Here is a 25,244-nt window from a genome sequence, read left to right as displayed (position 1 = left end):
CCTCGATCCGGGGCGCGCCGGGCAGCATGCTTCCCTCATGCGAACTCAGGTAGGGATCATCGGCGCCGGACCGGCCGGACTGCTCCTTTCTCACCTGCTCCACCTGCGCGGCATCTCCTCGGTGGTGCTGGAGAAGCGCAGCCGTGACTACGTCGAGCGGCGGGTCCGCGCCGGCGTGCTGGAGCAGGGCACGGTCGACACGCTGGTGGCGGCGGGCGTGGGCGGACGGCTGCTCAGGGAGGGCCTGTCTCACCACGGCATCGAGCTCCGGTACGGCGGCGCGGGGCACCGCATCCCGTTCGAGAAGCTGGTGCCCGGCCGGGCCATCACCGTGTACGGCCAGCAGGAGGTCGTCAAGGACCTCATCGCCGCCCGGCTGGAGGCGGGCGGCGACGTCCGCTTCGAGGTCGAGGACGTGGCGGTCCACTCGCCCGGGGACCGCCCCTACCTGACCTTCGGCGGCGAGCGGCTGGACTGCGACGTGATCGCCGGCTGCGACGGGTTCCACGGCGTGTCCAGGCCGTCGGTGCCGCCGGGGGTGCTGCGGACCTACGAGCGCGACTACCCCTTCGCCTGGCTCGGCATCCTGGCCCGGGTGGCGCCGTCGTCGGAGGAGCTGATCTACGCCAGGACCGAGCGCGGCTTCGCCCTGCACAGCATGCGCACGCCCGAGATCAGCCGCTTCTACCTGCAGGTGCCGCCCGACGCCGGCGAGGCGGAGTGGCCCGACGAGCGGATCTGGGCCGAGCTCAAGGCCAGGCTGGAGACGGTGCCCGGCTTCACGCTGACCACCGGCGAGATCATCGAGAAGGGCGTCACCCCGATGCGCGGCTTCGTCACCGAGCCGATGCAGTACGGCCGCCTCTACCTGGCCGGGGACGCCGCCCACATCGTGCCGCCGACCGGGGCGAAGGGGCTGAACCTGGCCGTGGCCGACGTCCGGGTGCTCACCGAGGCGCTGGCCGCGTTCTTTCGCGACGGTTCCACGGAACTGCTCGACGGCTACTCCGGCGCGTGCCTGAAGCGGGTGTGGCGGGCGCAGCACTTCTCCTGGTGGATGACCACGCTGCTGCACACGTTCGACTCCGACGACGACTACGGGCGCAAGCTGCAGTTGTCCTACCTGGACTACGTGACGTCCTCGGACGCGGCGGCGACGACGCTCGCGGAGAACTACGTGGGACTGCCCCTCGAAGGGTAAAGGGGTTTTGGCATGCTTTAGTGTTTAGTGGTGCTTTTTGCGGATGGATGGGCGGCTGCGCCCCTGCGCTCGGTCATGACGACCCTCGGGCAGGACCAGCTCGCCAGGATGGCCACGGACCCCGGGCTGGTCGCCGCGGTGGACCAGCACGCGGCGGTGCTGCGGGACGCGATCCCGCTGGACCGCGAGACGCTGGGCGACTACCTGCTCGGCTTCCTCGACGAGCTGCGGCACCGGGGGTGGGCCTTCGACGGCGAGCCGGACGCCGCCGCCCTCCGTCTGACGGCGGTGTGCTGGCTCGCCCGCGAACGAGGTTTCCTCGACGGCGAACTCCCCGCCTGACCACCCCTTCCGGGCGTCCCGGCTGGTCCGGCTGACCACCCCGGGACCGGCCGACGGCCGGCCCCGTGAGGGCGGTCAGGGTTCCCGGTAGTCGGACCGGGTGGCGCCGCCCGTCTGGGTGCGCGGCGTCTCTTCCGTCATCTGCTGGGCGTCCCCGCGACCTCGCTGGTACGCCTCCGCGTGCGCCCTGGCCTGCGGCGCCTCCTGCTCGATCCGGCCCAGCCAGCGCTCCCACCGCTGCTGCATCGGCCGGACGAGACCGCCGCCCACGCCGATCGCCGCGATGGCGCCGATCGTCGCCAGCACCGTGATCAGCACCGGGATCGTGACCGCGGTGGCCACCCCGATCTGGTTGAGCGCGGCGATGATGCCCAGGGCCCAGATGAACACGGCTGCGGCGGTCGCCAGCCAGCGGCCGTACGACAGCTCGCCGAGCGCGCTGGAGATGATGTCCCGGACCGCCTTGGCGATGGCCCCGGTCACCACGATGATCACGATCGCGACCACCGCCAGCGGCAGCCAGGCCACCACGCCGGTGAGCAGCGTCGAGATCGGGTTGGGCCCGAACACGCTGAAGGCGATCTGCAGCGTGATCAGCAGCAGCGCGTAGTACAGCAGCTTGGACAGCAGCCCGCTGGCGCCGTAGCGGCTGCGTTCCTGCCACCGCCCCGCGGCGCCGCTGCGCGCGACCGCCCGGTCGAAGCCGACCCGGTTCAGCACCTTGCCCAGGAGCTTCGCCAGCAGCTTGGCCACGATCCAGCCGATAATGAGAATGACGACGAACGCGACGAGCTTCGGAACGAATGTCGCTATCATCCGCCAGGCATCGGATATGCCTTGGCCTATGTTGATGTCCACGGTTTCCTCCTCCGAGGAGCCAATGCCTGCGCGCTACCCGCTCACCGTCCCGTTATGCACGGAGAGCGACCAAAAGTGCGCCTTTCGGCGTATTTCATCAACGGAGAGTAATGAGACGGCCTGGTGACGGTAGACGGACGCCAGGGGCCGGCAATGCCGCCGGATGCGCGCCGGCTCGCGGAAATGCCGTCGACAGGGCCGTCTCCGGCCCCTTAGGGTGCCGCCCATGACGGACAGCCCGGACAACCCGGATCGGTGCGACTGCGGGGCGGCCGCCGGCCCGCTCGGCGTGTGCGTGGACTACTACCACGCGATCCTCGCCGAGGAGCAGGGCGATCCGCGGATGTACCGGTGGCACGCGCCCGTGGTCTGCGCGTACCTGCTGCAGCACCCCTCCCGGGGACACGAGAAATACCTCGACAGCCAGTTCCGGATGCTGCAGCTCTATGTGGACCAGGGTTTGGACGCGCTGCTGCGGGTGGCGGCTCACCAGGTGGCGCGCAACAAGCACGGGGTGCGGTCGGGCTACGACATGGCGCCCCTGGCCGGCTACGCGCCGCTGCCCCCGGACGGGCCGCCGGCTGGCTTCGGCGCCGCGTTCAGCGGCCTGCCCTGCCGGGACGGCAGCTTCGTGGCTGACGGGCATCCGGCCTACGGCCGTCGCATGGAAGCCATCGCAGCGGCGACCGTGGAATCCTGGAAAGCCGTCCGCACCTGAGCCGCGGGACGGCGCCCGCGCGAGACAGCGGGCCCGGCGGCGCTCGATCAACCGGGGACAACAAGAAGCCCCAGATCCCGGTATGAACCAGGAGCTGGGGCGGGAAATCTGGTGGACGATACTGGGATTGAACCAGTGACCTCTTCCGTGTCAGGGAAGCGCTCTCCCGCTGAGCTAATCGTCCGGGTTGAGTTGTCACTCAGAGCGGAAGACGGGATTCGAACCCGCGACCCTCACCTTGGCAAGGTGATGCTCTACCACTGAGCCACTTCCGCATGGCGTTGCACTTACTTTAGCGGATCCTGACGAGTCCGCCGAACCGCGCCGAGGTGGAGACGGGATTTGAACCCGTGTAGACGGCTTTGCAGGCCGCTGCCTCGCCTCTCGGCCACTCCACCAGGAGTTAGAACTCCGAGCGGAAGACGGGATTCGAACCCGCGACCCTCACCTTGGCAAGGTGATGCTCTACCACTGAGCCACTTCCGCGTGTTTCCGGCACTGAACCGGCCACGGGAAAACCATATCGCCTCCCGGGAGTGCCCGTGTGCACGGTGAGGCCGCTGTGGCGAAATTCAGCGGATGACACGCACGTCCTCGGCCCGGACGAACGCCACCCGGTGGCCGAGCTGGATCTGGTGGTAGCGCAGGTTCCCCTTGACCGTGACGTGCCTGGCCGGGTCGAAGGAGCGGGCGGAGTGGTAGGCGCCGGCGAGCGTCTGGCCGAGGGCGTACGACTGGCCGGGAGCGAGGGTGTAAGGCAGGGGGGCGTGGCGCTGGAAGGGCGCCCGGGTGCCCGCGTAGGCCCGCTTCTCGGGGAAGGCGCGCCCGTACACCTTGACGCCGGGACGGACCGGCGTGACGAGCGGCCCCCGGGCCGCGACGGCGGTGGGGCGTGCGGGCGGGTTGTGGAACCAGGCCCTGCGCCCCAGGTACCAGATGGCCGTCCAGTCGCCGCGCTGCTCGGCCACCCCGAACCGCTGCCCGGCCGACGCGCGGGCGCTGTGGTCGTAGACGCTGTACGTGCTCGGCTTGCCCGGCCGTTTGCCCGCGTCGTCCACGAGTGGGGCGTCCTCGCGCGGCTCCGTGCGCAGCCAGAGCGTCGAGGCGCCGTGCGGGGGGCACCGCTTGGCGGGCTTGGCCGTCTCGCAGCCGGTGAACCGGGGCCGGTGCTCGTCGTAGGACGGCAGGACGAGCACCGACTCCGGGCCCCGCCCGTAGCCGGCCTGCTCGTACGCGGGCCGGTCGAAGGGCTCGCCGAGCAGGTCGAAGTAGTGGGCCCAGTCCCAGTACGGGCCCGGGTCCTCGTGCATCTGCGGCAGTGTCGCGGCCGACGTGCCCGGGACGTTGTCGTGGCCCAGGATGTGCTGGCGGTCCAGCGGGATGTCGTGCTTGTCCGCCAGGTAGCGCACGAGCTTGGCCGACGCCCGGTACATCGCCTCGGTGTACCAGGTGCCGCCCTTGGCCAGGTAGCCCTCGTGCTCGATGCCGATCGAACGGGTGTTGACGTCCCAGTTACCGGCATGCCAGGCGATGTCCTTGTTGTGCACGTGCTGGGCGACATGTCCGTCGCGGGAGCGGATCGTGTAGTGCCAGCTCACGTACTTCGGGTTCCTCACCAGTGACGCGATGCCGTCGTAGGTGCCCTCGGTGTCGTGGATCACGATGTAGTCGACGCGGCGGGGGCGGTCCAGGCGGTCGTGGTTGCCGTGGTCGCCCTTGCCGGTGCGCGCGTACGCGGCGGGCAGCCATTCGCAGGCCAGCGTGTGCGGGCACTCGGCCGCGCCCTTCGCCCTGCGCAGCGGCGCCGGGCCCGGCAGGCCGGCGGTCGCGGGCAGCCGCACCGTCGACCCGTCGTCCGTGCGGCGTTCCGTCCCGGCGCGCATCACCGACAGCACCTCGTCGGCGAACTCGCGCGAGCCGGCGTAGCGCGCGACGGCGTCGTACCAGCCGGCCGGGTCGGCGCTGGGGCGCTCCTGGTAGGAGGCGAGCAGGGCGGCGCCGCCCCGGATGTTCGCCGCCGGATCGCTCCGCAGCCGCTCCGCGCTCAGCCCGGTCAGCCGTCCGGCCTCCGCCACCGTCGGACCTCCGTACGTCGCCGCCCCGGGGCTCTCCTGGCCGGCGTTCATCGGCGGGCGGGGGCGGGCGGTGTCGCCGCGGCGGTCGGCGTGGGTGTGGCCGGGACCGGGCGGGGCGGCGGCGGGGTCGAGCAGGTGCATGGGGCCGTAGCCGCCGGCGGTGCTGGGGGCGCCGCCGTGGGCGTCCCAGCGGGACTGCAGGTACGACACGCCCAGCAGGACGCTCTCCGGCACCCCGTACGTGCGGGCGGCCGAGGCGAAGTCGGCCTGGCGGACGTCCGGCCGGCCGGGCGCGACCAGGACGGTGGCGGCGACGACGGCCCACAACAGCATGACAACCCCCACGGAACGGCACACAACGACTACTAGCCGTAACCATTCCCAGATAGGGATGTGTCAGACGGGACACACGATACTGATGTGACTGAACGTAATCTTCCCCCTCATGACAGAAGATGGGGGTAAATCCTGCCCGATATCGGGCAGGAAGTTGAAGTGTCGCGTTCCAGCTGCGTAGTGTCCTCGACTGTGTCCACGGCACGGCATCCCTACGAGGACCTCATCGCCCACCTGACCAGGAGCACCCCGCTGGGGCCTGGCGAGGCGGCGCGCGTGGTGGCCGACGTCCTGGCGTACTTCTCCGAGCCGGCGGAGGAGTTCGTGCGGCGGCGTCACGGCGAGCTGAAGGCTCGCGGCCTGACCAACGACGAGATCTTTCCCAGGATCGCCGCGGAGCTGCGCGGCCGCCGGGTGGCGGCCCCCGAGCTGTCGCTGCGTCAGCTGCGCCGGATCGTTTACGGATAGGAGACCTCGGATGTGCGGAATCGTCGCGTACGTGGGGCCGCAGGATGCGGCGCCGATCCTGCTCGAAGGGCTGCAGCGGCTGGAGTACCGGGGCTATGACTCGGCCGGGGTCGTGGTCTCCAACAAGGGGCTCAAGCTGCGCAAGGTCAAGGGCCGGGTGGCCGATCTGGCCAAGGTGATGCCGGCCCGGTTCAAGGGGACGCTCGGCATCGGCCACACCCGGTGGGCGACGCACGGCGTGCCGAGCGACGTCAACGCGCACCCGCACCTGTCGTCGGACGAGCGCATCGCGGTCGTGCACAACGGCATCATCGAGAACGCCGACGAGCTGCGCGCCAAGCTGATCGCCGACGGGGTGGGCTTCCAGTCCGAGACCGACACCGAGGTGCTGGCCCACCTGATCGCCCGCGCCGTCGACGAGAACGACTCCCTGGAGGAGGCCGTACGCAAGTCGCTCAAGAGCGTCGTGGGCACGTACGGCATCGCGGTGATCGACGCCGAGCGGCCGGGAGAGGTCGTGGTGGCCCGCAACGGCAGCCCGATCGTGCTCGGCATCGGTGAGAAGGAGATGTTCGCCGCCTCCGACGTGGCCGCGCTGGTCCGCTACACCCGCCAGGTCGTGCACCTGGAGGACGGCGAGCTGGCCGTGCTGCGCGCCGACGGCTTCCACACCTTCGCCAGCGACGCCCGCGAGACGGCCAAGGAGCCGCTCACCGTCGACTGGGACGCCGGCCACTACGACACCGGCGGCTACGAGCACTACCTGCTGAAGGAGATCTCCGAGCAGCCCGAGACCGCGGCCCGCACGATGAGCGGCCGGCTGGACGAGCGCTTCCACGTCGCGCACCTGGGCGGGCTCAACATGGACGCCCGGGAGACCCGCTCGTTCCGCCGGGTGAAGATCATCGGCTGCGGGTCGGCCTACTACTCGGGCCAGATCGGCGCCCAGCTCATCGAGGAGCTGGCGCGCATCCCGGCCGACGCCGAGCCGGCCAGCGAGTTCCGCTACCGCAACCCGGTCGTCGACCAGGACACCCTCTACGTCGCGATCAGCCAGTCCGGCGAGACGTACGACACGCTCGCCGCCGTGCAGGAGCTCAAGCGCAAGGGCGGCCGGGTCATCGGCATCGTCAACGCGGTGGGCAGCGCCATCGCCCGCGAGGTCGACGGCGGCGTCTACCTGCACGCCGGGCCGGAGGTGTCGGTCGCCTCGACCAAGGCGTTCACCTCGACGGCGATCGCGTTCGCGCTGCTCGCGCTGCATCTGGGCCGGGTGCGCGACCTGTCGCCCGCCGACGGCCGCCGCATCTGCGAGGGGCTGCGCAGGCTGCCCGACCAGATCGAGGAGATCGTCGCCCAGGGCGACAAGATCGCCGAGTTGGCCCGCAAGTACGCCAAGCACGCGAGCATGATGTTCGTCGGCCGGGTGCGCGGCTACCCGGTGGCCCGAGAGGGCGCGCAGAAGCTCAAGGAGATCTCCTACGTGCACGCCGAGGCCTACCCCGCCAGCGAGCTCAAGCACGGGCCGCTCGCGCTGATCGGCCCGGAGATGCCGACGGTCGCGATCGTGCCCGACGACGAGCTGCTGGACAAGAACCTCACCACGCTCGGCGAGATCCGCGCCCGCGGCGGCCAGGTGCTGATGGTCGGCCACCGCGAGCCCGACGCCAAGCTGGCCGACGACGCCATCGTGGTGCCGAAGAACGAGATCGAGCTGGACCCGATCCTGCTGGCGATCCCGCTGCAACTGCTGGCCTACCACGCGGCCGTCGCGCTGGAGCGTGACGTCGACAAGCCGCGCAACCTCGCCAAGAGCGTCACAGTGGAGTGACCCCGAGGCAGGGAATGCTTACCGTCGAAGGGGTCACAGTGGGAATCGGCCCCCTGTGGCCCTTGACAGTGAGCACCTAGGGTCGAATTGTGTCCCAGTTCGACCCACGCACTCCCAATCTTGCCCGGATGTACGACTACCTGCTCGGCGGCACGGACAACTACGCGGTCGACCGCGAGGCCATCGACAGGCTGTCGGACCTGATCCCGGAGGCCGTGCCGCTGGCCAGGGCCAACCGGGGCTTCCTCCAGCGCGCCGCCCGCTATGTCGCGGCGGAGGGCGTCAGCCAGTTCATCGGCCTGGGCAGCGGGCTGCCGACCCAGGGCAACGTGCACGAGGTCGTGCCCGAGGCGAAGGTCGTCTACGTCGACCACGACCCGGTCGTCGCCGCGCACGCCCGCGAGCTGCTGGCCGGCGAGCCCCGCGCGATCTTCGCCGAGGCGGACCCGCTCGACGCAGACGAGGTGCTGGCCGGGGCGGCCGGCTTCCTCGACCTGGCCGCGCCGGTCGCGGTGCTCCTGGTCGCGATGCCGCACGGCGGCCGCGACCCGGGGGCGATGATCGCCCGGCTGCGGGAGGCGGTGGCGCCCGGCAGCTGCCTGGCGCTCACCCACGCCGCCTCCGGCGACCGCCGGGACGGCACCCGCAGCCCGGCGGAGATCCGCGCGTTCTTCGGCGACTTCGCGCTCGTCCCGCCCGGCCTGGTGCAGGCCGCCGAGTGGCGGCCGGACCGGCCCCGGCTGGTCGGCGGCACGCCGCTGCCGTCGTACCTGCTGGCGGGGCTCGCGATGAAGAAGTAGCGGCATATCGGATTAACTATGCGTGATCCGTCAATAACCTGAGGTAACTGCTCGGGGGAGGCGGGTCATGCGGCGTAGACGGTTTCTCGCGGCGGGCCTCGGGATGGCGGCCGCCGTGGCCGGCTGCGGCACCGAGCGTCACCCGTCCGGCGCGGGAGACGTACGGGGCGCCTACGAGATCGTGGCCGGCGGTGAGCGGTGGGAACGCGTGACGCGCGCGTTCGCCGGGGCGGCGGGCAGGGCCGGGTTCGCGGCCCGGGGAGCCGTGCGGATCACCGTCACGGGGCTGCCCGCGCTCGCCGCCGCCGAGCTGAACGACGGCGAGTCCCTGATCGACACCGCGACCCCGCTGGCCAGGCTGGCCGGCGAGGTCGTGGTCGTGGTGGTGCCCGCCGGGTCCCGGTTCCGCGGCTTCGAGGAGTTCGGCGCGCACCTGCTGGCCAGGCCGGGGGAGACGCCGCTGGCCGGCGGGCCCCAGGGTGAGCCCGACCACCTGCTGTTCGGGCTGATCGCCAAGGGGCTGGGCGCCGACACGCGGCAGCTCGACTACACCGGCTACCGGACCAGCGCCGAGGCGGGCACCGCACTGCGGGCCGGCCGGGCCGCAGCCGCGGCCGGCGCGCTCGCCGACTGGCGCGGCCCCATCAGGGAGGGCGCCGTGCGGGTGCTGGCCGTCTCGTGCGCCAGGCGGTTCCCCGGCGTGGACGCGCCGAGTCTGCGGGAGAGCGGGATCCGGGTGGACTTCGCCAACTGGTGCGCCGCCGTCGGCCCTGGCGCCATGCCGGAGGACGGGCGCGCCTCGGCGGTGCGGATGTGCGAGGAGGTGACCGGATCGCCGTTCTGGCAGCGGGCCTGCGAGGCGAGCGGCTGGGTGCGCATCCCGCTGGCCGGCGACGACTTCCGCGCCTGGCTCGACTCCGAGGTGCGCAGGACCGAGTCCGTGCTGCGCGATCTCGGCCTCCTCGAAACCGGTGGCGGCACAACATGCTGGGGTAGTTGCGGAAACGGCCACTAGATGTAGGATCCTGCTCGTCGCTGGTTCGCCCCTCGGGGCGGAGTGAAAGGGAACCCGGTGCGATTCCGGGGCTGCCCCGCAGCGGTGAGCGGGAACGACCGCCGTCACAAGCACTGGAGAGATCCGGGAAGCGACGGCCAGTAGGACTGCACGGTGTTCCGTGACAGGCGCCCGCGAGCCCGAAGACCTGCCAGCGCTGTCTTGTCCAGGGCCTCGAGGGAGGGCCCGCGGGCGTCGTGCGGCCGGGGATCCGAGGCGAGCCGCCGTGCTCTCGCGTGCCCTCACGGGGGAAAGCTCGCGAGGAGAGAGCACGTGACACAGATCGTCGAAGGTGATCGCCGGCTGGCCATCGAAGAGGCCGCGGCGCGGGTGATCACCGATCCGGCCAACTCACGGGTGGCCGCCCGGCTGCTGTCCGAGGAGATCGCCGAGGAGGCCGCCGGCCACGGGGTTCGGTCGTTCTCCGAGTCGGTCGCCGCCACCCACGCCGCCGGGCTGCTGCAGGACTCGCTGGCGGCCTTCGTCGCCGCGCACGCCGCCGAGCTCGACGCGCTGATCAGCGAGGAGGCCGACGAGCGCTTCGAGTACTTCGGGCTGCGCACCGTCTACGACCGTTACCTGCTGCGCCACCCCGCCACACGGGCGGTGCTGGAGCGGCCGCAGCACTTCTTCCTGCGGGTGGCGTGCGGGCTGTCGGAGACGGTCGCGGAGGCGGCCGAGCTGTACCGGCTGATGGCCGCGCTGGCCTACCTGCCCAGCTCGCCGACGCTGTTCAACGCGGGCGCGCGCCGCCCGCAGCTGTCGTCCTGCTTCCTGCTCGACTCGCCGCGCGACGAGCTGGAGTCGATCTACGACCGCTACGGCCAGGTCGCCCGGCTGTCGAAGTACGCGGGCGGCATCGGCATCTCGTGGACCCGGGTGCGCTCACGCGGGTCGCTGATCCGGGGCACCAACGGGCACTCCAACGGCATCGTGCCCTGGCTGCGCACGCTCGACTCCTCCGTGGCCGCGGTCAACCAGGGCGGCCGGCGCAAGGGCGCGGCCTGCGTCTACCTGGAGACCTGGCACGCCGACATCGAGGAGTTCCTCGAACTGCGCGACAACACCGGCGAGGACGCCCGCCGCACCCACAACCTCAACCTGGCCAACTGGGTGCCGGACGAGTTCATGCGCCGGGTGGAGGCCGACGAGGTCTGGTCGCTGTTCGACCCCAAGGAGGTCCCCGACCTGACGGACCTGTACGGGACCGAGTTCGACCGCGCATACCGCGCCTACGAGGCCGCCGGCCGGTTCGTCCGCCAGATCCCCGCCCGGACGCTCTACGGCCGCATGATGCGCACGCTCGCGCAGACCGGCAACGGCTGGATGACGTTCAAGGACGCCGCCAACCGCACCTCCAACCAGACGGCCCGACCCGGCAACGTCATCCACCTGTCGAACCTGTGCACCGAGATCCTGGAGGTCACCGGCGACGCCGAGACCGCGGTGTGCAACCTCGGCTCGATCAACCTCGCCGCCCACCTGCGGGAGGGCGAGGTCGACTGGGACCGGCTGCGCGGCACCGTCCGCACCGCCGTGCGCTTCCTCGACCGGACCATCGACCTGGGCTTCTACCCCACCCCCGAGGCCGAGACGGCCAACAAGCGGTGGCGGCCGATCGGGCTCGGCGTGATGGGACTGGCGGACGTGTTCTTCGCGCTGCGGCTGCCGTTCGACTCGGCCCCGGCGCGGGAGCTGTCGACCCGGATCGCCGAGGAGATCGCGCTGGCCGCCTACGACACCTCCGCCGACCTGGCGGCCGAGCGCGGCAGGCACCCCTCCTACGACGACACCCGGGCCGCCGCCGGGGTGCTGCACCCCGACCACTACGGCGCCGCGTCCGCGCCCCGCTGGGACGCGCTGCGCGCCAAGATCGCCGCGAACGGGCTGCGCAACTCGCTCATGGTCGCCATCGCGCCGACGGCCACGATCGCCTCCATCGCCGGCTGCTACGAGTGCATCGAGCCGCAGGTGTCCAACGTGTTCAAGCGCGAGACGCTCTCCGGCGAGTTCCTCCAGGTCAACCGCTACCTCGTGGCCGATCTGCAGGCGCGGGGGCTGTGGACCCAGCCGGTGCGCGACGCGCTCAAGCGCGCCGACGGGTCCGTGCAGGACGTGCCCGGGGTCCCGGACGAGCTCAAGACCCTCTACCGCACCGCGTGGGAGCTGCCGCAGAAGGCGCTGATCGACCTCGCGGCGGCGCGGCAGCCGTACATCGACCAGTCGCAGTCGCTCAACCTGTTCATGGCCAGCCCCACCATCGGCAAGCTGTCGTCGATGTACGCCTACGCGTGGAAGAGCGGCCTGAAGACCACCTATTACCTGCGTTCGCGCCCGGCCACCCGGATCGCGCAGACGACCGTCCCCGTCGCCGAGGCGGTCGCCTGCTCGCTGGAGAACCCGGAAGTCTGCGAAGCCTGCCAGTAAGGAAGAACCATCATGCTGCTCGACCCCGGAATGGACCTCACGCTGCGCCCGATGCGCTACCCGGACTTCTACGAGCGTTACCGGGCCGCCATCCGCAACACCTGGACGGTGGAGGAGGTCGACCTGCACAACGACCTCGCCGACCTGGCCAGGATGACGCCGCAGGAACGCCACCTGATCAACCGCCTGGTCGCCTTCTTCGCCACCGGCGACTCCATCGTGGCCAACAACCTGGTGCTCAACCTCTACCAGCACCTCAACGCGCCCGAGGCGCGCCTCTACCTGAGCAGGCAGCTCTACGAGGAGGCTGTGCACGTGCAGTTCTACCTCACGCTGCTCGACACCTACCTGCCCGATCCGGACGAGCGGGTCACGGCGTTCGCCGCGATCGAGCACATCCCGTCCATCAGGGACAAGGCCGAGTTCTGCTTCAGGTGGATCGACTCGATCAACGGCATCCAGCGGCTGGAGAGCGCCGACGAGCGGCGGCAGTTCCTGCTCAACCTCATCTGCTTCGCCGCCTGCATCGAGGGCCTGTTCTTCTACGGCGCGTTCGCCTACGTGTACTGGTTCCGGTCCCGGGGGCTGCTCGGCGGGCTGGCCGCCGGGACGAACTGGGTGTTCCGCGACGAGTCCATGCACATGGAGTTCGCCTTCAGCGTCGTCGACACCGTCCGCGCCGAGGAGCCGGAGCTGTTCGACGACAAGCTCGGCGAGCAGGTCACGCGCATGCTGGAGGAGGCGGTCGAGGCCGAGCTGGCCTTCGCCCGCGACCTGTGCGGCGACGGCATGCCCGGGATGGGCGTCGAGCAGATGCGCGCCTACCTGGAGTACGTCGCCGACCAGCGGCTGGCCAGGCTCGGCATGCCCGGCCGCTACGGCAGCGCCAACCCGTTCGCGTTCATGGAACTGCAGGACGTGCAGGAGCTGGCAAACTTCTTCGAACGGCGCGTCTCCGCGTATCAAGTGGCGGTTGAGGGCAATGTGACCTTTGACGAGACGTTCTAGAACATTTGGGGGAGTTGAGCGTGCAGCCGACGTCCAACTGGCTGATCATGGCGATCTCCGTCGCCGGGGCGATCCTCGGCGTGGAACTGGCCAGGCGGGTGCTGTCGCGGGTCGGCCGCAAGTACGCGCTCGCCCGGCACCTGGTGGAGCACTGCACCTGGGCCACCTTCGCCATGGCGGCCGTGCTGGCCTGCAACATCGTGTTCGGGCCGTGGATGATGGGCGACACGCGGCAGGAGCGCGCGCTCGGGGAGTCGATCGACCGCGTCGTCGGCCTGCTCACGATCGCCACCGTCACCTGGGTGATCATCGGCGTCACGTACGCGCTCACCGACGTCATCCTCGACCGGCTGGTGCTGGTCGAGGGTGAGCGCAACCGGCGGGCCCGGCGGATCATGACGCAGATCGCGCTGGTCCGCCGGATCGCCGCCGCCACCATCATCGTCGTCGCGCTCGGCGCCATGCTCTTCTCCTTCCCGCAGGTGCGGGCGCTCGGCGCCGGGCTGCTCGCCTCCGCCGGCATCGCGGGCGCCGTCGTCGGCATCGCCGCCCAGCCCACGATCGGCAACATGCTCGCCGGCCTCCAGCTCGCCTTCAGCGACGCGCTCCGCCTCGACGACGTCGTGGTGGTCGAGGAGGAGTGGGGCCGGATCGAGGAGCTCACGCTCACCTACGTGGTGCTGCGGCTGTGGGACGAGCGGCGGCTGGTGCTGCCCGTCTCCTACTTCACGCAGAACCCGTTCGAGAACTGGACCCGGCACGGCAGCCGCGTCCTGGCCGTCGTCTACCTGCGGGTCGACTGGTCGGTGCCGGTCGACGAACTGCGCGAGGAACTGTACGCGTTCATCCAGGAGAGCCCGCTGTGGGATCAGAAGGACTGGACGCTCCAGGTCACCGACGTGCTCCCGAACGGCCTGGTGGAGCTGCGCGGGCTGATGAGCGCCGCCGACTCGGCCTCCGCCTGGGACCTCAAGTGCGACGTACGTGAGCACTTGGTGAAGTTCGTCCGCGAGAACCACCCGGACGCGCTGCCCCGCTTCCGCGTCGAGACCCCGGAGAGCCGGGCCGGCGTCCCCTGGACGTCGGGCAGGCGCGTCGCGGCCACCGGGACGCCGGGAGCCGCCGGCCGCGACGACCCCGGCGACGCCTGACCCGGCGCCCGTAGCAGCGGCCGGATCAGCGGCCGGATCACCGGCCGGATCAGCGGCTGGATCAGCGGCCGGATCACCGCCTGGGTTCAGCGGCGCCGTAGCCGCCAGGCCGTGACCGCGGCCAGGACCACGGCCGCCACCCCCACCAGCACCAGGTCGGGCACCCGCACCGACGACGCCACCTCCTGCAGCCGCGCCTCCCACTCCTCGGGGAACGGCGGCGCCAGCCCGCGGGTGCCGTCGGAGACCAGGAACAGCACGCCGAGCCCGGCGAACACCAGCCCCGACAGCAGCGACGTGGTGTGCAGCCGCAGCCTGCCGGCCCGCAGCCCCCGGCCCCGCAGCCACCGCCTGCCGCCCAGGTCGAACCGCTCCCACAGCGCGGCGAGCAGCAGCAGCGGCGCCGCCATCCCCGCCGCGTAGACGGCCAGCAGCACGCCGCCGCGCAGCCCGTCGCCGGAGGCCGCCGCCACCGTGAGCACCGCGCCGAGCACCGGCCCGGCGCAGAACCCGGCCAGCCCCGACACCGCCCCCAGCGCCAGCACCGCCCCCGCCGAATCGCCGCGCACGTGCGCCCGCAGCCGCTCCAGCGGCCCGGCCGTCCACCCCTGACCGGCCATCTGCGCCAGGCCCAGCCCGATCAGCAGCCATCCGGCGACCGTCACCAGCAGCTCCTGGTGGCCGTAGAACAGGCGGCTCACCTGCGCCGACCCCATCCCGAGCGGCACCAGCACCAGGCACAGGCCCAGGTAGAACAGCAACGTCCGGCCGGCCAGCCTGCCCCCGCCCGGGAACGCGTAGCCGAAGAACGCCGGCAGCAGCAACGCCCCGCACGGGCTCAGCAGCGAGAACAGCCCGCCCAGGAACGCGGCGGCGTAGCCGATGCCGTTCATCCGCCCCGGCGCGCCTTCTCGATCGCCTCCCGGAACGCCGACACCGGCTGCGCGCCGAACAGCAGCTCGCCGTTGACCAGGAACGCGGGAGTGCCGGGCAGGCCGAGCTGGTAGGCGAACGCGGTGTCGTGATCGACGGCCCGCCGCACCGCCTCGCCGCGGCGGTCGCGGTCGAACCGGGCCATGTCCAGCCCCGCCGTGACGGCGGCCGCGCGCAGCCGACCGGCCGTCACCCGGGTCCCGCCGGCGAACAGCGCGCCGCGGAACTCCCAGAACCGGCCCTGAAGCGACGCGGCCCGCGCCGCGTACGCCGCCTCGACGCTCGCCTCGCCCCTGATCGGGTAGTCGCGCCAGAAGACACGGACGACGCCGGTGTCGATGTAGTCGCGCTTGAGCACGGGCTCGATCTCGCGCGCGTAGCGGCGGCAGTTGGGGCACTGGAAGTCGCCGAACTCGACGATCGTGACGGGCGCCCCGGCCGATCCCTTGGCCAGCTTCATGTCCACCGGCGGCGGCGTCGGCCCCTCCCACACGGTGCCCCCCGGACTCTCCCGCGCCGTCGCCCCCGCGTCGGCGGGGCTCGCGCCGCTCGGGGCCGGGCTGATGGCCGGGCTGGTGGCCGGGCTGGTGACGGTCGTGCCGGTGGTGGTCGCGCTTTCGCCGCCTTTGCCGCCTTCGCCGCCGACGTCGAGGGCGGCGACGCCGAGGACCGCCAGCACCGCCGCCCCCACCACGGCGCCGAGCACCGCCCTGCGTCTCGATCCTGCGTCCATCTGCCCCATCATCCCAGCCCCGGCGCCCGGCACGGCCTCCCGGGAGGCCGGCGGCGAGCACCACGCCCGCCGGCATGATCACGCCTCCGGTCGTCACCAGGGCCCGGACCACACCGCGCGAGGCGCCTGTCCGCGCGCTCTCCTCCCTGGCCCCGGTCATCGTGCCCAGCGCGGCGGCGAAGGAGATCACCACCGTGGCGATCAGGACGAGCGGCGCCACCAGCGACCGCAACAGCAGGCCGAGCACCAGGGACACCACGAGGATAATGAGCGGGATCAGCTTGCGCTCGTCGGCGGCCGCCGCCTTGACGGTGTCCGGGTTCTGCGCGCTCGGGCCGCCCACCCTGGCGCTCGGGTCCACCGCGGCGATCCGGGCGCGGAGGGTGTCGATGGCGGCGTACTCGGCAGGCGTGGCCTGCGCGGCGGCCCGCAGCCGGTCGCCCGTCGCCGCCTTGCCGATCACGACAGCGACCTGCAGCGGCACTGGCGGGACGTGCGCAGCGCCACCTCCCACGCGGCGCTGCGCTTCGAGCGCACCAGCGGCCCGTACGCGCGGGCGGCGGCGGCCCCCGCTTAATCGGTGGCATCCCGCACGATCACCGGGCTACCGTGGACAGTGTCCGGAACGACGTACGAGGAGGCGGGCGGTGACCCTTTCGACACCGGTGACATCGGTGACGCTGCCGGCGCTGACGCCTCCGGCCTCCGGGTGACCTGACGAGGACACCAGGACGGCCGCCCGGGCTCGCCCCGAGGCGGCTTTTTCATGAACGTCATCAGGATCGACCGGCCCTGAAAGGACAGGGCCGGGAGCAAGGCCTGCGCGGCGGGGCTGGCGGCCCCCGGGCGGACCGAGCTCATGTCCCGGGCCGAGCCCCCGCCGGCCCGTCCCGGGGCCCAGCGCCGCTCTGGCCCAACTGGCAGAGGCGCCGCCTTCAGGAGGCGGAGGTTCGGGGTTCGAATCCCCGGAGCGGCACCCTGCCCCCCGCTGCGCGCGGGCCCGCGTGGCGTTTCCCCTGCCCGTCGGCGCGCTCCGTATAGTGATGCACCGATGACACTTCGTGATCACGGGGGGAATATCATGAAAGCCATCCTTGCCGTCTCCGCCGGCGCCGTTCTCGCCGCCGCCGCCCTGTCCGCGACCCTCGCGGGCCCGGCCGCCGCCGACGGCCACCGGGGCTGCGACGAGAAGCACGCCACCTGGCAGAAGATCCACGACGACGACACCGTCTCGTCCGGCACGTACGACAAGGTCGACTGCGACGACGACCACTACGGCTGGTGGTACGACGACGACCACCACCACAGCGGCTGGACCGGAAACTACGGCCTGGACGACTGACCCGGCGGCACCCCGGTCCCGGAGCTCGCACCCGAGCCCGGGACCTCGCCATGTCCAGGGCTGTCCAGGGCTGCCCGGGGCTGTCCGGGGCTGTCTAGGCCCCCGCCTCCCAGACGGCCTCGAACGCCGCCGCGCCGATCTCGGTCAGCTCCCAGATCTCCAGCGCCTGGTCGGTCAGGAACCCGTGCTCGTCCTGCAGGTGCCGCCACCAGTAGCGGTGCACGTCACGCCCGGCGCCGATCTCGACCTGCCGGATCGCCCAGTGCTCGCCCTCGCCCTCGACGCTCTCGAACAGCCATACGCCGCCCTCGTCGTCGTCGCCCCGCCAGTGCCGGCGGGGCAGGGCGGACTCGCTCAGGTCGCGGATCAGCGGTTGGCGGAGATCAGGCAGCACACCCCACACTCTACGGTCAGCGGTCGACGATCTCGTTCTTGCCGATGACCACGACGCCGCCGCGGGTCAGGGCGAAGCGGGTGCGGTCGTAGTCGAGGTCGAAGCCGATGCGGGCGCCGTCGGGGATGACGACGTTCTTGTCGATGATGGCCTTGCGCACGATCGCGCCGCGGCCGACCTTGACGTTCTCCATCAGGACCGAGTCCTCCACCAGCGAGTGGGAGTGCAGGACGACCTTGGGCGCCAGGATGGAGCGGTAGGCGGTGCCGCCGGAGACGATGACGCCGGGCGACACCAGCGAGTCGATGGCCCGGCCGACGCGGTCGCCGTCGTTGTGCACGAACTTGGCCGGCGGCAGCGGGTCGTGGCCGGTGTGGATGGGCCACTTGTCGTTGTAGAGGTTGAAGACCGGGTGCGCGGCGATGAGGTCCATGTGCGCCTCGTAGTAGGCGTCGAGCGTGCCCACGTCGCGCCAGTAGCCGCGGTCGCGCTCGCTCGACCCGGGCACCACGTTGTTGGCGAAGTCGTACACGTCGGCCCCGCCGGACTTGACCATCATCGGGATGATGTTGCCGCCCAGGTCGTGCTTGCTGGTGGGGTCGAGGGCGTCCTCGCGCAGCGCGTCGATCATGGCCTGCGTCTTGAACACGTAGTTGCCCATCGAGGCGTAGACCTCGTCGGGCGAGTCGGCGAGCCCGACGGCGTCCTTGGGCTTCTCCCGGAACGCCACGATGCGCCTGCCCTGCGGGTCGGTCTCGATCACGCCGAACTGGTCGGCCAGCGACAGCGGCTGCCGGATGGCGGCGACGGTCACGTCGGCGCCGGAGTCCTCGTGCTGGTCGACCATCTGCCGCGGATCCATGCGGTAGATGTGGTCGGCGCCGAACACGATCACGTGCTCGGGCATCTCGTCGTAGATCAGGTTCAGGTTCTGGAAGAGGGCGTCGGCCGAGCCGGAGAACCAGCGCGGGCCGAGCCGCTGCTGGGCGGGCACCGGCGTCACGTAGTTGCCGAGCATGGCCGACAGCCGCCACGTGCGCGAGACGTGGCGGTCGAGGCTGTGGTTCTTGTACTGGGTCAGTACGACGATCTTCAGATAGCCGCCGTTGGCGAGGTTGGACAGCACGAAGTCGATGAGCCGGTACATCCCGCCGAACGGCACCGCCGGTTTCGCCCGATCCGCCGTGAGAGGCATGAGCCTCTTTCCCTCTCCACCTGCCAGCACGACCGCAAGCACCCTCCGGGACCTCATGTCCAGGACGCTACCCTCAATCGGCCGATCTATCGACGAAAGCGCGTCCGGCTCCCTCCCGTCGTGTCCCGTTCTCCCGGGTTATGTACGCCGCGCCGCTCGGCCGCCTCGGCCGTCGTTCGGCATGTCGGGGCTTGTCGGTGTGTCCCTGGGCGGCGCCTTCCTCGTAAGGTCGTGTCATGCGTGTTGATCTGCTGAGCAGGGAGTACCCGCCGGAGGTCTACGGCGGCGCCGGAGTGCACCTGGAGTATCTGGCCAGGGAACTGCGCGAGCTGGCCGACGTGCGGGTCCGATGCTTCGGCGCGGACCGGGACGAGCCGGGCGTGTCGGCCTACCGGGTGCCCGCCGGGCTGGGCGCGGCGAACGCGGCCCTCCAGGTCCTCGGGGTGGACCTGGAGATGGCCGCCGCCTGCGCGGGCGCCGACGTGGTTCACTCGCATACCTGGTACGCCAACTTTGCCGGGCATGTCGCGAAGCTGCTCCACGGCGTCCCGCACGTGGTCACCACCCACAGCCTCGAACCGCTGCGCCCGTGGAAGGCCGAGCAGCTCGGCGGCGGCTACGCGATCTCGTCGTGGGCCGAGCGGACGGCGCTGGCCTCCGCCGACGCGGTGATCGCGGTGTCGGCGGGGATGCGCCGCGACGTGCTGTCGGCCTACCCGGGGATCGACCCGGCCAAGGTGACGGTGATCCACAACGGCATCGACACCGCCGAGTACGTTCCGGACAAGAACCAAGAAGTCCTGAAAAAGTACGGCATCGACCCCGACAGGCCGTACGTCATCTTCGTCGGCCGGATCACCCGGCAGAAAGGGCTGGTCCACCTCCTGCACGCGGCGCGGTCCTTCGCCCCGCAGGCGCAGCTCGTGCTGTGCGCGGGCGCGCCCGACACGCCGGAGATCGAGGCGGAGGTGACCGCGCTGGTGCGCGGGCTGGGCCGCGACGGCGTGTTCTGGATCTCGGAGATGCTGCCCAAGCCCGAGGTCATCCAGCTGCTCACGCACGCGTCGGTGTTCGTGTGCCCGTCGGTGTACGAGCCGATGGGGATCGTCAACCTGGAGGCGATGGCCTGCGAGACGGCCGTGGTCGCCACGGCCACGGGCGGCATCCCCGAGGTGGTCGCCGACGGCGAGACCGGCCTGCTCGTGCCGATCGACCAGGGCGCCGACGGCACCCCGCACGACCCCGGACGGTTCGCCGCCGACCTGGCCGAACGGGTCAACGCGCTGCTGGCCGAACCGGCGCGCGCCAAGGCGATGGGACGGGCGGGCCGGACCCGCGCGGTCGAGCACTTCTCCTGGGCCACCGTCGCCCGCCGCACCCTCGACCTGTACGGCTCGCTCCGGCGCTGATTGGGCCTTGCCGACCCTCCCGCCCGGGATCACGCTGTGGGGCAGGAGGCAAGGACATGGCGCACCCACTCGGAGTCAGCCGCCCGGATCTCGACGTCACCGACCTGCCCACGCCGGAGGAGGTCTTCAAGGTCTCCAGGATCGGCCCGGCGCAACTGTTCAAGTACGCGGTCGGGCCGAGCCTGATCGCCCTCGGCATCTCGATCGGCAGCGGCGAGTGGCTGCTCGGCCCCCTCAGCGTCGGCCAGTACGGCTTCGTCGGGGTCGGCTGGGTGATCCTGGTGTCGGCGCTGCTGCAGACGTTCTACAACGTCGAGTGCTCCCGCTACGTCGTCGCGACCGGGGAGACCCCGGTCGTCGCCTGGGGGCGGGTGCCGCCGGGCTGGCGGCTCTGGGTGCCGCTGTCGGTGCTGGTCGTCATCTTCGCCTTCATCGCCGGCGGCTGGGCCGCCTCGGCGGGACAGGGCGTGTACGCGCTCGTCCACGGGACGATCCCGCCGGCCGGCGCCGAGGAGCCCCGGCTGTGGGCCATCGCGCTGCTCGTGCTCGTCTTCCTGATCACCGCGCTGGCCCGGCGCATCAGCCGGGCGCTGGAGCTGGCCAACTGGGTGCTGGTGTCGGTGATCCTGCTCGCGCTGCTGGTCGTCGACCTGCTGGTGGTGCCGTGGGAACTGTGGTGGGAGGGCATCCGCGGCTTCGTCACCGGCGCCGGGCCGCCCGCCGGGATCACCGCGACGCAGCTCGGCGCACTGGCCGGGTTCACCGCGCTCGCCTCCGGCCTCAACTGGTACGTCATGGGGCACTACCGGGACAAGGGCTACGGCATGGGCTACCGCACCGGGTTCATCTCCGGGCTGCGCGGCGAGCGGCGGGAGATCCTGGCCAGCGGCGTCACCTTCCCCGACGACGAGCTCAACCGGGGGCTGTGGCGGCGGTGGTACCGGCTGCTGATGGTCGACATGTGGGGCGTGTTCTTCGTCGGCGCGATCCTCGGCATGCTGCTGCCCACGATCCTCATGTCGCAGGCCGTGGCGCTCTCCGGCGACCGGCCGTCCAGGGCGGACGTGCCCACGTTCGTGGCGGCCGCGCTCGGCGACGAGTACGGCCGGGGGGTGTTCTACGTCGCGCTGGTCCTCGGCGTGCTGGTGCTGTTCTCCACCCAGCTCGGCATCTTCGAGGCGATGGTGCGGGTGACGACCGACGCCGCCCACGCCACCAGCCCGCGGCTGCGCCGGCTGGTGGAGGGCGACCCGCGCCGCTTCTACTACCCGTTCATGATCGTCCTGCTGGTGGTGATCTCGATCGTCATCCACCTCAGCCTGCCCGTGGCGCTGGTGGAGTGGTCGGCGAACATGTCGAACCTGGGCGCGCTGATCTACCCGTTCTTCCTCATGTACCTCAACAGCAAGCTGCCCAGACCCGCCCGGCCCCGCCCGTGGCACTACGTCATCCTCGGGCTCAACTTCCTGTTCTTCGGGTTCTTCTTCGTCAACTTCATCGCCGACTTCCTCGGAGACCCGCTGGTGACGTTCTGACCCGCGTCAGCGGGTGCGCTCCAGCACCACGATCGGGATCTCCCGGTCGGTCTTCTTGGTGTACTCGTCGTAGTCGGGCCACGTGGCGGCCATCAGCCGCCACAGCTCCGGCCGCTCCCCGCCGGTGGCGGTGCGGGCGCGCGCCTTGAACCTGTCGCCCTTGACCTGTGCCTCCACCTCCGGCTCGGCCAGCAGGTTCTTGTACCAGTCGGGATGGTCGGGGTCGCCGCCGTTCGAGGCGACGATCACGTAGTCGTCGCCGTGCCGCTGGTAGATCAGGGGCGTCGTGTAGGGATCGCCGGAGTTGCGGCCCTTGGTCGTCAGCAGCAGCACGGTGGTGTCGTTCCAGTCGTGACCCTCCGCGCCGTCGGTCTCGCGGTAGCGCCGGACATGTTCCTTGCCATAGAGCATGCCTGGTTGCCTACCCTCGCGGCGAGCTTCCGACCTCGGCATGTACGACGGTGGGGATACGGTGAGCATCCCGTGGGGATCCCGTGGCACACACCTGGACAGGGGCGGTCCTGTACGCCGGGGCACAGCAGTGAGAGCCTTTCCCCCTTGACCGCTCCCCTGTCCGAAGGCGGGGTTTCTCGGAGGTTGTGATGAACGATCCGGCCTGGGCTCTCGCGGCCCGCATCGCGGCCTTCGACCGGGCCGCCGATCCCGGGCCGGTGCGGGACCCGGCGGCGCTGGCCGACGCCGAGCAGGCGATGCGGGCCTGCGACGGCGGGCCCGCCGACGCCGTGACGTGGCGGCTCATCGGCATGCTGCACCTGGCTCGCTACCGCCTCGACGCGGGCGACGCCGTGGAGGCCGCGGTGGCGGGCGTGTTCTTCGCCGCCGTGGCCGTCGTCGACCCGCGCGGCCTGCCGGACAAACTGCGCGGCTCCGGCGCCCCCGCCGCCGACGCGCCCGAGACCTGGGCCGGGCTCGTCGAGGAGCTGTTCCGCCACGTCGACCCCGGCGTCCACCCGCACGTCGGACTGCTCCTGCACACGCTCGTCGGCCGCGCCGTGGGCGCGCCCTCGGCCGTGCTGTCTGCCGTGCCCTCGGCCGAGGTGTGCGACCGGCTCGCCCAGGTCCTCCTCCAGGAGGCCACCGGCGCCTGGGCGCCGCGCGCGCTGGCCCTCCTGGGCGACGGCCTGCTGCGCCTGAACCGCGCGAGCGGGCGGCCCGAGGCGCTCGACGACGCCGTCCACGTGCTCTTCCGCGCCGCCCTCGGCGACCTCGACGCCCTCGCCGCGCTCGCCGCCGCGCTGGGCCCGGCCATCCCCGGCGACGACGAGCTCACTCGCGCCTACCTGACGGCGGCCTGGCGGCCCGCCGGCCCCGAACGGTCCCAGGCGCTGCTGGCCCTGCTGGAACTCACCGCGCGGCGGGCGGCCGAGTCGGCGCACGACGCCGACCTGCTGGCGTTCATCCGGGCCGGGCAGGCGGCGCTCGACTTCTGGCACGAGCCGGGCGCCGCCCACCCCCGCGTCCTCGCCGGGTACGCCTCCGGACTGGTCGAGTGGTACGCGGTCACCGGCGACGAGCGGTCACTGGAGGCGGCGCGCGAGATGCTCGCCGCGCTCGGCGGCCCGGCCGGGGACATCCCCGCCGAGCTCGGCCGCGACCCGGTGGGCCGGCTCGACCTCCTGGCCGGCCGCCGCTGGCGCCGCTACCGCGTCACCGGCGACCCCGCCGACCTGGAGATCGCCCTCCACGCCCTGCGCCAGGCGGCGGCCCGCGCCCACACCGGCCACCCCGACCGGCCCCGCCTTCTCGCCAACCTCGCCAACGCCCTCGTCCAGCGGGCGGGCGACGCCCACGCGGCGGAGGCCGTCGCGGCCGCGCGGGCGGCCGTGGCGGCGTGCTCCGGCCACGACCCGCTGCGGCCCCGGGCGCTGCTGCTGCTCGGTCAGGCCCTCCGGCTCGATCCCGGCGCGGGCGCCGCCGACGAGGCCGTCGCCGCCTTACGGGAGGCGATCGCGGCCGGCGAGGAGCCGGCCGAGGCGTACGCGCTGCTGTCCGGCATGCTGTGCCGGCGCGCCCAGGCCGGGGGCGGGAGCCAGGACCTCGACGACGCCGTGCGGGCCGCCCGCCAGGCCGCCGAGTCGGCCGCCAAGGCCCTGCCCGGCCAGCCCGACGTCCCGGGCCCGCTGGCCAGGGCGCTGCTGGTGCGGTTCGGCGCCCTGGGTGACCCGGCCGACCTGGCCGAAGCCCTGACCGTGCCCGCCACCGCCCTGGACCCCGACCTGCACACCCTGCTCACCCGCACGCTCACCACCCTGGTCGACGAGGGGTCGCCGGGGCCGGTGGGGGGCGACGGGGGGCCGGCCGAGGCGGCGGTTCGGCTGGCGCTGGACGTCGATGACGACCTGGCCTCCAGGCTGCTCGCCCTGGCCGGACGGCACCGCCCGGAGGGGGAGCCGGGCGCGGTCGCGGCCCGCCTGCTCGGCACCGCGGCGAGCCTCGTGGACCAGGGCCGCCATCGGCTCGCCCTCGACCTGCTCGCCCGGCCCGGGCGGGCGTTCGCCGAATCCGGTGCGGCCGAGGCGTTCTCCCTGATCGGCCGCTGCCATGAAGGGCTCGGCGACCGGGCGGAGGCCCTGCGGTCGTTCGAACGGTCCGCGGCCGCGTACCGGGAGCTCGGCGACCTCCTGGGGGAGGCGGCGCAGCAGGAGCGCGCCGCCGCCGCGCTCCTGGCCGGGGGCGACCAGGAGGCCGCGCTGGAGCGCGCGAGCCGCGCCCGCGAGCTCTACCTGGCACTCGGCGAGACCGAACGCGCCGCCCGGGTGCTCATCGGCAGCGCCCGCTGCGGCGCCGAGCTGGGCCACCTCCCCGCCGCCGCCGAGATGATCACCACCTGCGCCGCCGAGCTGGAGGCCGCCGGCTCCTGGGACGACGCCTGCCAGGCGCTCGACGCCCACGCGACCCTCCTGTACGCCCTCGGTCACGCCGACCACGCCGCCGCCTGCGAGACCGCCATCGTGGAGATCGTCCGCCGCCGGGGCCGCCGGCGCGAACCCGCCGACGAGTGGTACCACATCGCCCGCCGCCGCCGCGCCCGCGGCGACCTGCCCGGCGCCCGGCACGCCTTCGAACGGGCCGAACGGGCCTACAACACGATCGGCCACGACGACGGCATCGCCGCCGTCCGCTACGCCCTGGGCACCCTCGCCTACGCCGACGGCGCCCCGGACCGGGCCGCCCAGGACCTCGCCGCAGCCGCCGACGCCTACGCCCGCCTCGGCTCCCCGTCCCGCGAGGCCGCCGCCCGCACCCTGCTCGGCGCCTGCCTCGGCGACCTCGACCGCCCCGACGACGCCCGTACGGAACTCGCCCGCGCCTTCGACCTGGCCGCCTCCGAAGGCGACCTGGAAGCCCTGTTCTCCGTCACCCTGGCCAGGGCGGACCTGGCGCTCGCCCCCGCCACCGGCCCCCCAGCACCT

At 72.2% G+C, this 25,244-nt stretch carries 21 protein-coding genes, 5 tRNA genes, 1 pseudogene and 1 riboswitch; of the genes and pseudogenes, 15 read left to right on the top strand and 12 right to left on the bottom strand.

The features are described from left to right. Window positions 1–37 precede the first annotated feature (37 nt). On the top strand, window positions 38–1,201 hold the full coding sequence (locus ADY59_RS22535) for a 4-hydroxybenzoate 3-monooxygenase (RefSeq protein ID WP_049565196.1): 1,164 nt from the start codon (window positions 38–40) through the stop codon (window positions 1,199–1,201). Window positions 1,202–1,276: 75 nt separating this feature from the next. Then, window positions 1,277–1,543: a DUF6401 family natural product biosynthesis protein gene (locus ADY59_RS22530; protein WP_049565194.1), complete on the top strand. Its 267-nt coding sequence runs from the start codon at window positions 1,277–1,279 to the stop codon at window positions 1,541–1,543. Between the two features lie 75 nt (window positions 1,544–1,618). Here the strand turns inward: ADY59_RS22530 and ADY59_RS22525 are convergent, their stop codons facing one another. Beyond that, window positions 1,619–2,359 carry a mechanosensitive ion channel family protein gene (locus ADY59_RS22525; protein ID WP_331459502.1) on the bottom strand — a complete coding sequence of 247 codons (741 nt, stop codon included), beginning with the start codon at window positions 2,357–2,359 and terminating at the stop codon, window positions 1,619–1,621. A gap of 268 nt (window positions 2,360–2,627) precedes the next feature. Here ADY59_RS22525 and ADY59_RS22520 point away from each other — a divergent pair, with 268 nt between their 5' ends. Then, window positions 2,628–3,119 (top strand): DUF5946 family protein, encoded by a 492-nt coding sequence (locus ADY59_RS22520; RefSeq protein ID WP_049565192.1) that lies wholly within the window; start codon window positions 2,628–2,630, stop codon window positions 3,117–3,119. 109 nt (window positions 3,120–3,228) lie between these two features. On the opposite strand, the gene ADY59_RS22515 is transcribed toward ADY59_RS22520, so the two are convergent. The 5 genes from ADY59_RS22515 to ADY59_RS22495 all read right to left on the bottom strand — a co-directional run bounded on the left by ADY59_RS22515 (window position 3,229) and on the right by ADY59_RS22495 (window position 5,527). Then, a tRNA-Val gene (locus tag ADY59_RS22515) sits at window positions 3,229–3,303 on the bottom strand. A 19-nt stretch (window positions 3,304–3,322) separates the two neighbouring features. Continuing rightward, window positions 3,323–3,394: transfer RNA gene (locus ADY59_RS22510), tRNA-Gly, on the bottom strand. Window positions 3,395–3,446: 52 nt separating this feature from the next. Then, window positions 3,447–3,517: transfer RNA gene (locus tag ADY59_RS22505), tRNA-Cys, on the bottom strand. Between the two features lie 16 nt (window positions 3,518–3,533). Beyond that, a tRNA-Gly gene (locus tag ADY59_RS22500) sits at window positions 3,534–3,605 on the bottom strand. Between the two features lie 86 nt (window positions 3,606–3,691). Next, window positions 3,692–5,527: a peptidoglycan recognition protein family protein gene (locus tag ADY59_RS22495; RefSeq protein WP_053175039.1), complete on the bottom strand. Its 1,836-nt coding sequence runs from the start codon at window positions 5,525–5,527 to the stop codon at window positions 3,692–3,694. 195 nt (window positions 5,528–5,722) lie between these two features. Between ADY59_RS22495 and ADY59_RS22490 the strand changes: the two genes are divergently transcribed. From ADY59_RS22490 to ADY59_RS22460, 7 genes are all read left to right on the top strand, one after another. Beyond that, complete coding sequence (locus ADY59_RS22490; RefSeq protein WP_049565190.1) at window positions 5,723–5,998, top strand: hypothetical protein; 276 nt, start codon at window positions 5,723–5,725, stop codon at window positions 5,996–5,998. Between the two features lie 10 nt (window positions 5,999–6,008). Then, window positions 6,009–7,829, top strand: coding sequence for a glutamine--fructose-6-phosphate transaminase (isomerizing) (gene glmS / locus ADY59_RS22485; RefSeq protein WP_049565188.1), 1,821 nt, complete (start codon window positions 6,009–6,011; stop codon window positions 7,827–7,829). 89 nt (window positions 7,830–7,918) lie between these two features. Further along, complete coding sequence (locus ADY59_RS22480; protein ID WP_197093787.1) at window positions 7,919–8,629, top strand: SAM-dependent methyltransferase; 711 nt, start codon at window positions 7,919–7,921, stop codon at window positions 8,627–8,629. A 67-nt stretch (window positions 8,630–8,696) separates the two neighbouring features. After that, a complete protein-coding gene (locus ADY59_RS22475; protein ID WP_156325657.1) occupies window positions 8,697–9,644 on the top strand; it encodes a tripartite tricarboxylate transporter substrate-binding protein in 948 nt (315 codons plus the stop codon). 4 nt (window positions 9,645–9,648) lie between these two features. Then, a riboswitch (cobalamin riboswitch) is annotated at window positions 9,649–9,853 on the top strand. Between the two features lie 103 nt (window positions 9,854–9,956). After that, window positions 9,957–12,110: a ribonucleoside-diphosphate reductase subunit alpha gene (locus ADY59_RS22470; protein WP_049565184.1), complete on the top strand. Its 2,154-nt coding sequence runs from the start codon at window positions 9,957–9,959 to the stop codon at window positions 12,108–12,110. 12 nt (window positions 12,111–12,122) lie between these two features. After that, complete coding sequence (locus ADY59_RS22465; protein WP_049565183.1) at window positions 12,123–13,118, top strand: ribonucleotide-diphosphate reductase subunit beta; 996 nt, start codon at window positions 12,123–12,125, stop codon at window positions 13,116–13,118. Between the two features lie 20 nt (window positions 13,119–13,138). Beyond that, window positions 13,139–14,269 (top strand): mechanosensitive ion channel family protein, encoded by a 1,131-nt coding sequence (locus ADY59_RS22460; protein WP_053175037.1) that lies wholly within the window; start codon window positions 13,139–13,141, stop codon window positions 14,267–14,269. Window positions 14,270–14,355: 86 nt separating this feature from the next. On the opposite strand, the gene ADY59_RS22455 is transcribed toward ADY59_RS22460, so the two are convergent. The 3 genes and pseudogenes from ADY59_RS22455 to ADY59_RS54075 form a co-directional block, all read right to left on the bottom strand. Continuing rightward, complete coding sequence (locus tag ADY59_RS22455; protein ID WP_049565181.1) at window positions 14,356–15,162, bottom strand: cytochrome c biogenesis CcdA family protein; 807 nt, start codon at window positions 15,160–15,162, stop codon at window positions 14,356–14,358. Further along, on the bottom strand, window positions 15,159–15,935 hold the full coding sequence (locus ADY59_RS22450) for a DsbA family protein (RefSeq protein WP_231618836.1): 777 nt from the start codon (window positions 15,933–15,935) through the stop codon (window positions 15,159–15,161). The genes ADY59_RS22455 and ADY59_RS22450 overlap by 4 nt, the downstream gene beginning before the upstream one ends. 169 nt (window positions 15,936–16,104) lie before the next feature. Then, window positions 16,105–16,398, bottom strand: a pseudogene (locus tag ADY59_RS54075) (MMPL family transporter); the annotation flags it as partial. A 439-nt stretch (window positions 16,399–16,837) separates the two neighbouring features. On the opposite strand from ADY59_RS54075, the gene ADY59_RS22445 reads away from it, so the two are divergent. Both ADY59_RS22445 and ADY59_RS22440 read left to right on the top strand, forming a co-directional pair. Then, window positions 16,838–16,911 (top strand) — tRNA-Leu (locus tag ADY59_RS22445). 105 nt (window positions 16,912–17,016) lie between these two features. After that, window positions 17,017–17,277 (top strand): hypothetical protein, encoded by a 261-nt coding sequence (locus tag ADY59_RS22440; RefSeq protein ID WP_049565177.1) that lies wholly within the window; start codon window positions 17,017–17,019, stop codon window positions 17,275–17,277. A 94-nt stretch (window positions 17,278–17,371) separates the two neighbouring features. Here ADY59_RS22440 and ADY59_RS22435 read toward each other — a convergent pair whose 3' ends face one another. Both ADY59_RS22435 and glgC read right to left on the bottom strand, forming a co-directional pair. Further along, complete coding sequence (locus ADY59_RS22435) at window positions 17,372–17,671, bottom strand: hypothetical protein (RefSeq protein WP_049565176.1); 300 nt, start codon at window positions 17,669–17,671, stop codon at window positions 17,372–17,374. A 16-nt stretch (window positions 17,672–17,687) separates the two neighbouring features. Further along, window positions 17,688–18,923, bottom strand: coding sequence for a glucose-1-phosphate adenylyltransferase (gene glgC / locus ADY59_RS22430; RefSeq protein WP_049565175.1), 1,236 nt, complete (start codon window positions 18,921–18,923; stop codon window positions 17,688–17,690). Between the two features lie 179 nt (window positions 18,924–19,102). Here glgC and glgA point away from each other — a divergent pair, with 179 nt between their 5' ends. Both glgA and ADY59_RS22420 read left to right on the top strand, forming a co-directional pair. Further along, window positions 19,103–20,275 carry a glycogen synthase gene (gene glgA / locus ADY59_RS22425; protein ID WP_049565173.1) on the top strand — a complete coding sequence of 391 codons (1,173 nt, stop codon included), beginning with the start codon at window positions 19,103–19,105 and terminating at the stop codon, window positions 20,273–20,275. A 56-nt stretch (window positions 20,276–20,331) separates the two neighbouring features. Beyond that, a complete protein-coding gene (locus ADY59_RS22420) occupies window positions 20,332–21,810 on the top strand; it encodes an Nramp family divalent metal transporter (protein ID WP_049565171.1) in 1,479 nt (492 codons plus the stop codon). 6 nt (window positions 21,811–21,816) lie between these two features. Here the strand turns inward: ADY59_RS22420 and ADY59_RS22415 are convergent, their stop codons facing one another. Next, window positions 21,817–22,221, bottom strand: a complete 405-nt coding sequence (locus ADY59_RS22415; RefSeq protein ID WP_049565169.1) for a nitroreductase family deazaflavin-dependent oxidoreductase — start codon at window positions 22,219–22,221, stop codon at window positions 21,817–21,819. A 191-nt stretch (window positions 22,222–22,412) separates the two neighbouring features. Between ADY59_RS22415 and ADY59_RS22410 the strand changes: the two genes are divergently transcribed. Then, on the top strand, window positions 22,413–25,244 hold a 2,832-nt coding region (locus ADY59_RS22410), incomplete at its 3' end, for a hypothetical protein (RefSeq protein WP_049565167.1).

Source organism: Nonomuraea sp. SBT364, assembly GCF_001083785.1.
GTDB lineage: Bacteria > Actinomycetota > Actinomycetes > Streptosporangiales > Streptosporangiaceae > Nonomuraea.
The sequence above is the reverse complement of the archived record's forward strand: the minus strand, read 5'-3'. Positions and strand labels throughout refer to the sequence as shown.